Origin of the sequence: Citrobacter sp. RHB36-C18 (assembly GCF_013814485.1) — a bacterium.
Lineage (GTDB): Bacteria > Pseudomonadota > Gammaproteobacteria > Enterobacterales > Enterobacteriaceae > Citrobacter > Citrobacter braakii.
Genome location: NZ_CP057125.1, coordinates 3924684 through 3937935, shown reverse-complemented (window position 1 = coordinate 3937935; position 13252 = coordinate 3924684). Strand labels below are relative to the sequence as shown.

Here is a 13252-nt window from a genome sequence, read left to right as displayed (position 1 = left end):
TATCAAGCATTAGAATGTAAGGTAAGTAAAAAACCATGACCATTGCTCTGGAACTTCAACAACTTAAAAAAACCTATCCCGGTGGCGTTCAGGCGTTACGCGGAATAGATTTGCAAGTCGAAGCGGGGGATTTTTATGCGCTTTTGGGACCGAATGGCGCAGGCAAGTCCACCACCATCGGGATAATCAGCTCGCTGGTGAATAAAACCTCTGGGCGGGTGAGCGTCTTCGGATACGATCTTGAAAAAGATACCGTTAATGCGAAACGCCAGCTTGGTCTGGTACCGCAGGAGTTTAATTTTAACCCGTTTGAAACCGTGCAGCAGATCGTAGTCAACCAGGCGGGTTATTACGGCGTTGAGTATAAAGAGGCGGTCAAACGCAGCGAATTATATTTAAAGCAGCTCGATTTATGGGAAAAACGTAACGAGCGCGCGCGCATGCTCTCCGGCGGGATGAAACGCCGTCTGATGATTGCCCGCGCACTAATGCACGAGCCTAAATTACTCATCCTTGATGAACCGACGGCGGGGGTCGATATTGAGCTGCGTCGTTCAATGTGGGGTTTTTTAAAGGATTTAAACGACAAAGGCACCACGATTATTCTGACCACTCACTATCTCGAAGAAGCGGAAATGCTGTGTCGCAACATCGGCATTATTCAGCACGGCGAGCTGGTGGAAAACACCTCGATGAAGAGCCTGCTCTCTAAGCTGAAATCCGAGACCTTTATTCTCGATCTGGCGCCGAAAAGCCCGCTGCCAAAACTGGAGGGCTATCATTACCGGCTGGTGGATACCTCCACACTGGAAGTTGAAGTACTGCGTGAACAGGGGGTCAACAGCGTGTTCTCACAGCTGAGCGCCCAGGGCATTCAGGTATTGAGTATGCGAAACAAAGCGAACCGACTGGAAGAACTGTTTGTTTCTCTGGTGCATGAAAAACAAGGAGATCGCGCATGATGCAGCTTTATTGGGTTGCGCTGAAAAGCATCTGGGCGAAAGAGATCCACCGCTTTATGCGTATCTGGGTCCAGACTCTGGTTCCCCCCGTCATTACTATGACGCTCTATTTTATTATCTTTGGTAACCTGATCGGCTCGCGTATCGGCGAAATGCATGGTTTTAGCTACATGCAGTTTATCGTGCCAGGGCTGATTATGATGGCGGTAATTACCAACTCGTACGCCAACGTGGCATCGTCATTCTTCAGCGCCAAGTTTCAACGCAACATTGAAGAGCTACTGGTCGCTCCGGTACCGACGCACGTGATCATCGCCGGCTTTGTTGGCGGCGGCGTGGCGCGTGGCCTGTGCGTAGGGATCCTGGTAACAGCGATTTCGCTGTTCTTCGTGCCGTTCCAGGTGCATTCCTGGGTCTTTGTGGCGCTTACGCTGGTGTTAACGGCGGTGCTGTTTTCGTTGGCCGGTCTGTTGAACGCGGTTTTCGCTAAAACCTTTGACGATATCAGCCTGATCCCAACCTTCGTGCTGACTCCGCTGACCTATCTGGGCGGCGTTTTCTATTCGTTAACGTTGCTGCCGCCGTTCTGGCAGGGACTGTCCCATCTGAACCCGATTGTCTACATGATTAGCGGTTTCCGTTACGGCTTCCTGGGGATCCATGATGTTCCGCTGGTCACCACCTTTGGCGTGCTGGTGGTGTTTATCGCGGCGTTTTATTTGCTGTGCTGGTACCTGATTCAGCGCGGACGCGGCCTGCGCAGCTAAGTCTTTCTTCCTCTCCTTACCCGGGAGAGGAAGACTTTTGATGCTTATCACCATTACGGATTTATCACCCTGATAAACTACTTGCCTGCTAAGGAGGTAGGCAATGCTAGGTTGGGTAATTACCTGTCATGATGATAAGGCACAGGATATGCTGCATCATCTGGAGAAAAAGTACGGCCCGTTGGTTCAATGCCAGGCGGTGAGTTTTTGGTGTGGGCTTAGCTCGAATATGCTAAGCCGCATGATGTGCCATGCCCTGCATGCTACAGACTCTGGCGAGGGTGTGATATTCCTGACGGATATGGCCGGGGCCGCGCCTTACCGCGTGGCTTCGTTAATGAGCCATAAACATCCCCAGTGTGAAGTGATTTCAGGTATCAGTTATCCATTGCTTGAGCGAATGCTTTCGTCGCGGGAATCGATGAGCAGTTCTGCGTTTCGTGATAGCATCGTTGCGCTTGGCGGGCCCGAAGTCTCTAGCCTCTGGCATCAACAACAGAAAAATCCCCCCTTCGTATTGAAGCATGATTTGTATGAGTATTAATCATTGGTATTGATGGCGCTTTTGCTACAATAGCCGGGGTTTCTCGCCTCGGTTATCTCATATGGTGATGCGCGTTCTGCTTGTTTTATTGCTCCTGTTTTCTGGCAGCATAGCTGCGGCTTTGCCTGCTCGCTACATGCAAACCACCGAAGCAGCCGCCGTGTGGGCGCAGATTGGCAACAAGATGGTGACGGTAGGAAATATTCGCGCCGGGCAGATCCTCGCCGTTGAGCCAATTGCGGCAGACTATTACGAATTTACCTTTGGTTTTGGTACCGGGTTTATTGATAAGGGGCATCTGGAGCCTGTGCAGGGGCGGCAGAAAGTCGACGATGGTCTGGGCGATCTCAATAAACCCCTCAGCAACCAAAGCCTGATCACCTGGAAAGATACGCCGGTTTATAACGCTCCGGATGTTGGTAGCGCCCCGTTTGGCGTGCTGGCGGATAATCTGCGTTATCCGGTTATCAGCAAGCTTAAAGACCGTCTCAACCAAACCTGGTACCAGATCCGTATTGGCGGCAGACTGGCCTATATCAGCGCTCTGGATGCGCAGGAAGACAACGGTATCCCGGTGTTAACCTATCACCATATTCTGCGCGATGAAGAGAATACCCGTTTTCGTCACACCTCCACGACAACCTCCGTACGCGCCTTCAGCAACCAGATGGCCTGGCTACAGGACCGCGGTTACACCACGTTGACGATGTACCAACTGGAAGGCTATGTTCGCAACAATATGAATCTCCCGGCGCGGGCAGTGGTGCTGACTTTTGATGATGGTCTGAAGTCGGTGAGTCGTTATGCTTACCCGATTCTGAAGCAGCACGGCATGAAGGCAACGGCGTTTATTATCTCCTCACGTATCAAGCGCCACCCGCAGAAGTGGGATCCGAAATCACTGCAGTTTATGAGCATCGCGGAACTGAATGAGATCAGGGACGTGTTCGACTTCCAGTCGCATACCCATTTTTTACATCGGGTTGATGCGAATCACCGGCCAATCCTGCTGAGTCGCAGCTATCATAATATTCTGTTTGATTTCGCCCGTTCGCGTCGGGCGTTGTCTCAGTTTAACCCTCACGTTCTTTATCTTTCTTACCCGTTTGGCGGCTATAACGCCACCGCAGTAAAAGCGGCAGGCGACGCGGGATTCCACATGGCGGTCACCACGGTGAGAGGGAAGGTTAAACCGGGGGATAATCCGTTCTTATTGAAAAGACTTTATATTTTAAGAACGGATTCGCTGGAGACGATGTCGCGGCTGATAAGTAATCAGCCGCAGGGGTAAGGGCTGTCAGGCAACCTGTACCGGAATGGCTTTCGCGGTGCGCTTCATTTCGTTGTCGCCTTCAAAGTAGGCCACTTTCGGACGCCAGGTGCGGGCTTCTTCATCAGACATGGTGACGAAGCTGGCGATAATCACAATGTCGCCGACTTCAGCACAGTGCGCCGCTGCGCCGTTCACCGAGATGATTCTGGAGCCGCGTTCAGCCGCAATCGCATAGGTTGAGAAACGTTTACCGTTGGTCACGTTCCAGATATCAATAGCTTCGTTTTCCAGAATACCAGAGGCATCGAGGAAATCCTGGTCGATGGCGCAGGAGCCTTCGTAGTGCAGGTCCGCCTGCGTGACTTTTACGCGGTGGAGCTTGCCTTGCAGCATGGTGCGAATCATAACTTCTATACCCTGTCGTTTACCTTGGCTAAGCAGGCACTACTGGCCTGCTTTGAGAAATTCTCAGGCAGTATTGCCTGATTTTTAACCCCTGTCTACTGGGCTAATGTAACGCTTTGATTATCGATCAGACGTGCCTGACCCAGCCAGGCGGCGGCCAGAATCACCGCGCGTTTACTGGTTTCCGTCAGCTCCAGCAGCGTGTCGGCATCACGAATCTGAATATCGTCGGCACGGAAGCCTTTTTCATTCAGTTCCTGCTCGGCAATGGCAATAATCTCTTCCTGGTCACGATGGCCAGCAAGCAGCTTTTCAGCGATGCCGTTCATCACTTTGTGCAGACCCGGCGCAATTTTTCGCTGCTCTGCGGTCAGATAGCCGTTACGTGAGCTAAGCGCCAGACCGTCTTTGGCGCGAATAATCGGCACGCCAACGATCTCAATGTCATAACCCAGATCCGCCACCATTTTGCTGATCAGCGCGAGCTGCTGGAAATCTTTCTCGCCAAAGCAGGCGATATCTGGCTGGATCAGGTTAAACAGCTTGCTGACGATAGTGGAAACGCCACGGAAATGGCCTGGACGGCTGGCGCCTTCCAGCATGGTGGAGAGACCGGGAACTTCAACGAACGTCTGGCCTTCCAGCCCCTGCGGGTAGATTTCCTCAACGGCTGGCGCAAAAACATAATCGACTTTACGCTTGTTCAGCTTTTCACAATCTTCCTGCAGCGTGCGTGGATAGCGCACCAGATCGTCCGGTCGGTCAAACTGCATCGGGTTGACGAAAATGCTGACGATCACCACATCAGCCCGCGCTTTTGCCTCATCGACCAGCTTCATATGGCCGTCGTGCAGGTTGCCCATGGTGGGAACCAGAGCGACGCGTTTGCCTTCCTGACGCAGACGACGAATATGCTGGCGCAGCAGCGGCAGGGTTTCAATGATTAACACGACAAGACTCCTTGAGTTGCCTGAGGAACCGTAGGCCGGATAAGGCGTTTACGCCGCCATCCGGCAACATGCAGCGAACCGCCTGATGGCGCTACGCTTTTCAGGCCGATATATGGCCTGAAAAATTAGTGGAAACTGTGTTCTTCGCCCGGATAAACGCCGGACTCCACTTCAGCCATATACTGCCGCACTGCGGCGCGCATGTCGCCTGCTTCATTGAGGAAATTCTTTGCAAATTTCGGGATGTGGCCACCGGTAATACCAAAGGCATCGTGCATGACGAGGATTTGTCCATCGGTGACGTTACCAGCGCCGATTCCGATAACCGGAATCGACAGCGCTTCGGTGACGCGCTTCGCCAACTCAACCGGCACGCACTCCAGCACCAGCAACTGAGCGCCAGCGGCTTCTAAGGCCAGCGCGTCATCCAGCAATACCTGCCCGGCGTCGCCGCGGCCCTGAATTTTATAGCCGCCGAAAATATTCACCGACTGCGGTGTTAATCCCAGATGACCGCAAACCGGTACGGCGCGTTCGGTGAGCATTTTTACCGTATCCACCAGCCAGGCGCCGCCTTCAATTTTGACCATATTAGCGCCCGCCCGCATCACCACCGCGGCGTTTTCAAATGCTTGTTCCGGCGTGGCGTAAGCCATAAATGGCAGGTCGGAGAGCAGCAGACAGTTGGGAGCGCCACGACGTACGGCACGAGTGTGGTAAGCAATATCTTCAACGGTGACCGGTAGGGTGGAGTCATGCCCCTGAATCGTCATGCCCAGCGAGTCGCCAACCAGCATCACATTAATGCCTTCGTCGGCAAATAACTTAGCGAAGCTGTAGTCGTAGGCGGTAATGGTCGCGAAGCGTTTTTTCTCTTGCTTGCATTTCTGCAGCAGTGAAATGGTGGTGGGTTTCATAACATTTCCTGATGATGAAAGTCATATTTATCGGCATTCTAACAGTCACATTCAGGGGGGCAATTGTTTTAAGCAACCGTTTGGCACTAAAGTAGTAAACGCTGAAGGGGAGAGGATACTTTACCAGTGTGCAGGTTTTGCGGCACCAAGATGGGTGAGGTGCTGATGCAGGCTGATACCCTCCGGGAAGATAAGCTCAGGTGCGATTTCAGCGAGCGGCCACAGCATAAAACCACGGTTTTTCATGTCATAGTGCGGCACGGTCAGACGTTCGGTGTTAATCACTTCATCGCCAAACAGCATAATATCGAGGTCCAGAGTGCGCGGCCCCCAGCGTTCGGCTTTACGTACGCGTCCCTGTTGCAGCTCAATGCGTTGGGTATGATTAAGCAATTCTTCGGGAGCGAGAGTGGTTTCCAGCGCCACGGCAGCGTTCAGGTAATCTGGCTGATCCTGTGGGCCTAATGGCGGTGTACGGTAAAAGGAGGAAACAGCGACGATACGGCTGTCGGGAATGTCGCCAATCGCTTTTACGGCAGCATTAACCTGCTCCAGAGGAGAGGCCAGATTACTGCCGAGAGCGATATAGGCGATGGTCACGCGGAACCTTCACGGCGCGGGGCGCGTTTACGCGGGCGACGATGACGACGGCGTTCCGGTTCTTCGTCGAGTTCGTTGAGCATGCCTTTTTGTTCCGGCGGTGCTGAAACCTGGAATTCTCCCCACCACTGCGCCAGACGCTGCAGCTCAGCGTTGTTTTCCACTTCGGCACGCAGGGCCAGCAGATCGTAAGCGGCGCGGAACTTCGGATGCTCCATCAGCTTCCAGGCGCGTTTGCCCTGGCGACGAGACATGCGTAGCTGCAACTGCCAGATATCACGGGTCAGCGAGGTCAGACGTTTCGGGATCGCCAGCGAGCGGCAGGCTTCATCCAGTACGTCGTTCATCGCCAGTGCGAAGGCATCGTAGTAAGCCAGACCGCTTTCCTGGGCAATTTTCTGCGCAGCTTCCAGTAACGGATACCAGAACATGGCGGCGAACAAGAACGCCGGGTTAACGCGCATATCATTGTGGATGCGGTTATCGGTATTCTTCAGCACCTGAGCGATGATGCGTTCCATTGGGCTGTCACCGTCTTCGGTGAAATAGCGCGTAATGGTGGGGAACAGCGGCTGGAACAGGCTGTACTCACGCAGTTTTATATAGGTTTCATACCCATAGCCCGCCTGTAACAGTTTGAGTGCTTCTTCAAACAGGCGTGCGGGGGGAATATCGTTAAGCAGTGTTGCCAGACGCGGGATTGGCTCAGCGGTTTCCGGGCTGATACGCATGTCGAGCTTGGCGGCAAAGCGCACGGCCCGCAGCATACGTACAGGGTCTTCGCGGTAGCGCGTTTCCGGATTACCGATCAGGCGAACGATGCCCTCTTCGAGATCCTGCATGCCACCAACGTAATCACGCACGGTGAAATCGGCCACGCTGTAATACAGGCTGTTAATCGTGAAGTCGCGACGCTGGGCATCTTCTTCGATGGAGCCGAAGATGTTGTCGCGCAGCAGCATACCGTTTTGTCCGCGCTGTGAGGTTGTGCGATCGGACTCGCTGCCTTCATGATGACCACGGAAAGTTGCCACTTCGATAATTTCCGGGCCAAACATGACATGGGCCAGACGGAAACGGCGACCAACCAGACGACAGTTACGAAACAGTTTTCGCACCTGATCTGGCGTGGCGTTAGTCGTGACATCAAAATCTTTCGGCTTTTTGCCCAGCAAAAGATCGCGTACGCCTCCGCCAACCAGCCATGCCTCGTATCCGGCCTTATTGAGCCTGTACATTACCTTCAGGGCATTTTCACTGATATCTTTGCGGGAGATAGAGTGCTGCTCACGCGGGATTACCGTCATATGTGGACGGGCGACGGCGAGCTCGGCCTCGCGCTCCTCGCGGCTTAGCACCTTGCGGCAAAAATTAGCGACTCGGGTAAAAATAGTGCACCTCGGTAGTGTCAAACTTCAATCAGAACAAGTGTTGCTGTGTAAAAATAGCGGCTAATCATAGCTCAGCATGATGCATTTGAGAATGGCGGATTTACGATCGCCGATTCTGGCACCGCTGTCAGACTCCAGTTTTCAATGGCAAACGTGAGAATCTGATCCACGCGCATCTCCTGCCACGGGATATCGGAGTGCTGGCCGAGAAAGCGCAGCGCAGCAACAATCACCGGGCGTGGATCGCCTTGCGGCAGTGCAGGTGCATGATTTTGTTTTGAAAGTTTAGCGCCTTGCTCGTTGAGCGCCAGCGGCAGATGAATATAGTCCGGCGCTTGCCAGCCGAACTGTTGATACAACGAAATTTGCCGTACCGTCGGTTCGATAAGATCGGCACCGCGCACAATTTCCGTCACGCCCTGGAAGTGGTCGTCTACCACCACCGCGAGGTTATAGGCAAACAGCCCGTCGCGACGGTGAATAATAAAATCTTCCTTTGCAAGCCGCGGATCAGCCTGAATCACACCGCGCAGTTGGTCCGTAAACTGCATCACCGGATGGCGTTGCTTAATGCGGACCGCCGCCTGTTCAGGCCCGTGGCGTAGCTCACGGCAATGACCGTCGTAAATTCCGCCGACGCTTTGTATACGCGCGCGTGTACAGGTGCAGTAATAGCTCAGATCCTGCTGATGCAGCCAGGCCAGCGCCTCGCGGTAGGCGTCATGACGCTGGGATTGCCATAAAATATCGCCATCCCAGTGCAGTCCGTAATGTTCCAGCTGACGCAGAATCGTGTCTGCAGTACCGGGAACTTCACGAGGGGGGTCAATATCTTCAATGCGTACCCGCCAGATTCCGCGACGAGCACGGGCCTGCAGGTAACTCCCGAGGGCGGCAATCAGTGAACCAAAATGGAGTTCGCCAGAGGGGGAAGGGGCGAAGCGGCCAATATAATGTGAATCGCTCATTTTGCGGGCTAACAAATAATAAGGCGGGAGAAGCTCCCGCCTGTAGTAAACGTGGTAAAAATGACCGGAATTAACCTGCCATTTGTTTTTCGCGGATTTCTGCCAGCGTTTTACAGTCGATGCACAGATCGGCTGTCGGACGCGCTTCCAGACGGCGAATACCAATTTCTACGCCGCATGATTCGCAGTAGCCGAAATCTTCGTCTTCTACTTTCTTCAGCGTCTTCTCGATCTTTTTGATCAGTTTGCGCTCACGATCACGGTTACGCAGCTCAAGGCTGAATTCTTCTTCCTGCGCGGCGCGGTCCACCGGATCAGGGAAGTTAGCCGCTTCGTCTTGCATATGAGATACGGTGCGATCAACTTCATCCCTAAGTTGATTACGCCATGCCTCAAGAATACGCCTGAAGTGCGACAGCTGGGCTTCGTTCATATACTCTTCGCCCGGTTTCTCCTGGTACGGCTCCACCCCAGCGATGGCGAGAATACTCAGGGACGATGTTTTACGGTTTTGCCCTTCTTGCATGTTGCTTCTCCTTAACACGCACTATCGATCCCCATGTTCGGGGGAAAAATCAGGTCGCTATAAATAGCAGATGCTTTTCCGGATAGCAATTATCTAAACGTAACACTTGACAACCCTGTGAGGAAAAGCGTATTTGCCCACGCGCCCAGAATACTAATTAACCGAATATTTACACCATTACAAGGTAATGGGCAACGGCTCTTTAAGAGTCATACCATGGGCAGAAAGTTCCGCTTTATAAACCAGAATTTCTACCCCCTTAAGCTGTGCTTCAACTAATAATTGCGCATATTTTGCATCGATATGGCGCGCGGGTGAAAACCGTGTAATGGCTGAATGCAACACCGCGAAAAATATCACCGCGCGCTTGCCTTCGGCCGCTACGCTCATCAATTCCCGAAGATGTTTCTGACCTCGTTCAGTGATGGCATCGGGAAAATAACCCTGATCTTTTTCCGCCAACGTGACTGATTTCACTTCAATATAGCAGTCAGGTCGGGAATCCGCCTGTAACAAAAAGTCGATGCGGCTCCCTTCGGCGCCGTATTTTACTTCACTTTTCAAGGTGCTGTAGTCTGAAACTTCCGAAATTAACGAACGCTGAATAGCCTCTTTCGTTAATCTATTGGCCCACAGCGTGTTAACACAAATAAGTGCACCGGATTGGGTTTGCGTTAATTCCCAGGTATGTGGATATTTTCGTTTGGTATTTTCTGATGTCGAATACCAGACAGTATCTCCCGGCGTTGCGCAGCCGGTCATGGCTCCCGTATTGGGGCAGTGTAGCGTTAACGTTGTGCCATCCGGTGTGATCACATCCGCTAAAAAACGCTTATAGCGCTGAATGAGCGTTGCAGGTTGTAAAGGTGGAGAAAATTGCATGAACAGTTCCTTTGATTATTCAGTCAGCGTCCAGCGTTGCAACTGCGTGTAACGCGTGCGTCCTCGCATGAATGAGGAGGAATAAAGCCCAAACTCTGTTACCGGAAACGACCAGCCAAACCCTGGCGGAGGGATAGATACCGCGTGACCGGCGTCACGCAGCAGCGTGATATGCGGGTGAAACGGCTGCGGGCTCTGGTGGCATCCACTGCGTGCGGCTTGTGCCCGCAACATGTTCGCCAACTGCAGCAGCCCGCGCGGCGGCTGACGCATTCCCAACCACACGACACGCGAGCGCAGCCATTGCCCGGCATCGTCGAGTTTGAGCGTAAAACCCGGCTGGCGAATACGCCCTGCAAGCTGCGTTAACGCATGCTGCTTCTCAGCGCTGACGTCGCCCAAAAAGGCGAGCGTCAGATGCAGATTATCGGCGGCGACGGGACGCCCCGCTTCTGGGGGGAACTGCGCGGCCCGCCAGTGGATTAACTGCTCCCGAACCTCGCCAGGCAATTCAATCGCAAAGAACAGCCTTTTTGGCTCAGACATGATGGATACTCGGTTATGAATTAACGCGATGCTACAATGCAGCGCGAAGAATGTTAACCCTCTGGAGTCATTTGTGACGTCGTTGCCCGTTGCCGCCGTAGTGCCTGAACTACTTACCGCCCTTGATGCCTCGTCGCAGGTTCTGCTGACGGCGCCGACCGGTGCCGGGAAATCAACCTGGCTGCCGTTGCGACTCCTTGAACATCGCGGTATCAATGGACGAATTATTTTGCTGGAGCCGCGGCGTCTGGCAGCACGCAATGTGGCGCAGCGGTTGGCGGAATTGCTGAATGAAAAGCCTGGCGAGACCGTGGGGTATCGCATGCGTGCGCAAAGCTGCGTAGGGCCGCTGACCCGCCTTGAGGTGGTGACGGAGGGGGTTCTGACGCGCATGATCCAGCGCGACCCCGAATTGACGGGCGTTGGGCTGGTCATCCTCGACGAATTTCACGAGCGGAGTTTGCAGGCCGACCTGGCGCTGGCGCTGTTGCTGGATGTGCAGCAAGGGCTGCGTGACGATCTGAAACTGTTGATCATGTCTGCCACTTTGGACAACGGGCGTTTGCAGCAGATGTTGCCCGATGCGCCGACGATCGTTTCTGAAGGCCGCGCATTTCCCGTTGATCGACGATATCAGCCGTTGGCGGCGCATCTGCGTTTTGCTGAAGCGGTAGCGATAGCGACGGCAGAACTCCTGCGCCATGAAAGCGGGTCGCTGCTGCTGTTTTTACCGGGTGTAGGGGAAATCCAGCGCGTGCAGGAGCAACTGGCAACGCGTGTGGGCAGCGATGTGTTGTTGTGCCCACTGTACGGCGCGCTGACGCTTGCCGAGCAGCGTCAGGCGATTTTGCCCGCGCCGCAAGGCAAGCGCAAAGTGGTGCTGGCGACCAATATTGCCGAAACCAGCTTAACTATTGAAGGCATCCGGCTGGTGGTGGACAGCGCCCAGGAGCGCGTGGCGCGCTATGACGCGCGTACCGGTTTAACGCGACTGATTACCCAACGCATAAGCCAGGCCTCGATGACCCAGCGAGCGGGACGCGCGGGCCGTCTGGAACCCGGTATCTGCCTACATTTGCTTGCCAAAGAGCAGGCGGAAAGAGCGGCGGCGCAGGGAGAACCGGAGATTTTACAGAGCGACCTGTCCGGACTGCTGATGGAGTTGCTGCAATGGGGATGCACCGACCCTGAGCAACTGAACTGGCTGGATACCCCGCCCGCCATCAACCTGCAGGCGGCAAAGCGGCTGCTGCAGATGCTGGGGGCGCTTGAGGGTGACAGGCTCAGCGCCATTGGGCAGAAAATGGCGACGTTGGGTAACGACCCCCGTTTAGCGGCTATGCTGGTTAGCGCCAACAATGACAATGAAGCGGCAACGGCGGCAAAACTGGCTGCGATTCTGGAAGAGCCGCCGCGCGGTGGCAGTACCGATCTGGCTGTAGCGTTTTCACGAAATCAGCCCGCCTGGCAGCAGCGCAGTCAACAATTACTGAAACGGCTTAACGTTCGCAGCGGACAGCCGGACAGCGCGCTGCTCCCCTCATTACTGGCGCAGGCGTTTGCCGATCGGATCGCGCGTCGGCGCGGGCAGGAAGGGCGCTATCAACTGGCGAATGGCATGGGGGCAATGCTGGATGCCGATGACGCCTCCGGACGCCATGAATGGCTGATTGTGCCGCTGTTACTGCAGGGCAGCGCTTCGCCGGATGCGCGTATTCTGCTGGCTCTGCCGCTGGATATCGAGGTGCTGATACAGGCATGCCCTGAACTGCTACAACAATCTGACACCATCGAATGGGATGAAACTCAGGGAACGTTAAAAGCATTGCGTCGGTCGCGCATTGGCCAGCTAACGGTAAAAGTACAGGCGCTGGCCAAACCCTCGGAAGAGGAGTTGCATCTGGCGATGTTGAACGGCATTCGCGATAAAGGGCTAAGTGTGCTCAACTGGACGCCGGAAGCCGAGCAGTTTCGCCTGCGTCTGCAATGTGCGGCAAACTGGTTGCCAGAGTATAACTGGCCCGCGGTAGATGAGGATTCTCTGCTGGCGACGCTGGAGAGCTGGCTGCTGCCGCACATGAGCGGTGTGCACTCGTTACGCGCGTTAAAAGCGCTAAATGTGGGTCAGGCGTTGCGCGGTTTGCTGGATTGGTCAATGCTGCAACGTCTGGATAGTGAACTGCCAGCGCATTACACTGTGCCGACGGGAAGCCGGATTGCCATTCGCTATCATGAGGATAACCCTCCGGTATTGGCGGTTCGGATGCAGGAAATGTTTGGTGAAGCGAAGACCCCAACCATCGCCGAGGGGCGCGTGCCGCTGGTGCTGGAACTGCTGTCTCCGGCCCAACGACCGTTGCAGGTAACGAGCGATTTGAGCGCGTTCTGGCAGGGATCGTACCGTGAGGTGCAAAAAGAGATGAAAGGGCGCTATCCCAAACATGTCTGGCCGGACGATCCGGCGAATACCGCGCCAACGCGGCGAACAAAGAAGTATTCGTAATGAAACTGTAGGTCGGAT

At 54.3% G+C, this 13252-nt stretch carries 14 protein-coding genes; 5 read left to right on the top strand and 9 right to left on the bottom strand.

Annotated features, from left to right (window positions below):
- Positions 1–35: 35 nt before the first annotated feature.
- From HVZ52_RS18805 to HVZ52_RS18790, 4 genes are all read left to right on the top strand, one after another.
- Positions 36–962: an ABC transporter ATP-binding protein gene (locus HVZ52_RS18805; RefSeq protein ID WP_016155710.1), complete on the top strand. Its 927-nt coding sequence runs from the start codon at positions 36–38 to the stop codon at positions 960–962.
- Positions 959–1729, top strand: coding sequence for an ABC transporter permease (locus tag HVZ52_RS18800; RefSeq protein WP_003829467.1), 771 nt, complete (start codon positions 959–961; stop codon positions 1727–1729). Before HVZ52_RS18805 ends, HVZ52_RS18800 begins: the two co-directional genes overlap by 4 nt.
- A gap of 103 nt (positions 1730–1832) precedes the next feature.
- Positions 1833–2273 carry a PTS sugar transporter subunit IIA gene (locus tag HVZ52_RS18795; RefSeq protein ID WP_181598578.1) on the top strand — a complete coding sequence of 147 codons (441 nt, stop codon included), beginning with the start codon at positions 1833–1835 and terminating at the stop codon, positions 2271–2273.
- 61 nt (positions 2274–2334) lie between these two features.
- Positions 2335–3564, top strand: a complete 1230-nt coding sequence (locus HVZ52_RS18790) for a polysaccharide deacetylase family protein (RefSeq protein ID WP_016151736.1) — start codon at positions 2335–2337, stop codon at positions 3562–3564.
- 6 nt (positions 3565–3570) lie between these two features.
- Here HVZ52_RS18790 and panD read toward each other — a convergent pair whose 3' ends face one another.
- From panD to thpR, 9 genes are all read right to left on the bottom strand, one after another.
- The gene (gene panD, locus HVZ52_RS18785; protein WP_000621526.1) at positions 3571–3951 is read right to left on the bottom strand and encodes an aspartate 1-decarboxylase; all 381 of its coding nucleotides are present in this window, start codon (positions 3949–3951) and stop codon (positions 3571–3573) included.
- 95 nt (positions 3952–4046) lie between these two features.
- Positions 4047–4901 (bottom strand): pantoate--beta-alanine ligase, encoded by an 855-nt coding sequence (gene panC, locus HVZ52_RS18780; RefSeq protein WP_181598577.1) that lies wholly within the window; start codon positions 4899–4901, stop codon positions 4047–4049.
- A 125-nt stretch (positions 4902–5026) separates the two neighbouring features.
- Positions 5027–5818 (bottom strand): 3-methyl-2-oxobutanoate hydroxymethyltransferase, encoded by a 792-nt coding sequence (panB, locus tag HVZ52_RS18775; RefSeq protein ID WP_003829230.1) that lies wholly within the window; start codon positions 5816–5818, stop codon positions 5027–5029.
- A 120-nt stretch (positions 5819–5938) separates the two neighbouring features.
- A complete protein-coding gene (gene folK, locus HVZ52_RS18770; protein ID WP_016151739.1) occupies positions 5939–6418 on the bottom strand; it encodes a 2-amino-4-hydroxy-6-hydroxymethyldihydropteridine diphosphokinase in 480 nt (159 codons plus the stop codon).
- Positions 6415–7809, bottom strand: a complete 1395-nt coding sequence (gene pcnB / locus HVZ52_RS18765) for a polynucleotide adenylyltransferase PcnB (protein ID WP_220132814.1) — start codon at positions 7807–7809, stop codon at positions 6415–6417. Before pcnB ends, folK begins: the two co-directional genes overlap by 4 nt.
- 71 nt (positions 7810–7880) lie before the next feature.
- Positions 7881–8777, bottom strand: coding sequence for a tRNA glutamyl-Q(34) synthetase GluQRS (gluQRS, locus tag HVZ52_RS18760; protein ID WP_181598575.1), 897 nt, complete (start codon positions 8775–8777; stop codon positions 7881–7883).
- Positions 8778–8847: 70 nt separating this feature from the next.
- A complete protein-coding gene (gene dksA, locus HVZ52_RS18755) occupies positions 8848–9303 on the bottom strand; it encodes an RNA polymerase-binding protein DksA (protein ID WP_003018625.1) in 456 nt (151 codons plus the stop codon).
- A gap of 177 nt (positions 9304–9480) precedes the next feature.
- Positions 9481–10185 (bottom strand): DNA/RNA nuclease SfsA, encoded by a 705-nt coding sequence (gene sfsA, locus HVZ52_RS18750; protein ID WP_016151742.1) that lies wholly within the window; start codon positions 10183–10185, stop codon positions 9481–9483.
- 15 nt (positions 10186–10200) lie between these two features.
- Positions 10201–10731: an RNA 2',3'-cyclic phosphodiesterase gene (gene thpR / locus HVZ52_RS18745; protein ID WP_016155716.1), complete on the bottom strand. Its 531-nt coding sequence runs from the start codon at positions 10729–10731 to the stop codon at positions 10201–10203.
- A 73-nt stretch (positions 10732–10804) separates the two neighbouring features.
- Here thpR and hrpB point away from each other — a divergent pair, with 73 nt between their 5' ends.
- Entirely contained in the window at positions 10805–13234 is a 2430-nt protein-coding gene (gene hrpB / locus HVZ52_RS18740; protein WP_181598574.1) for an ATP-dependent helicase HrpB, read from the top strand.
- The last annotated feature ends 18 nt before the right edge of the window (positions 13235–13252 follow it).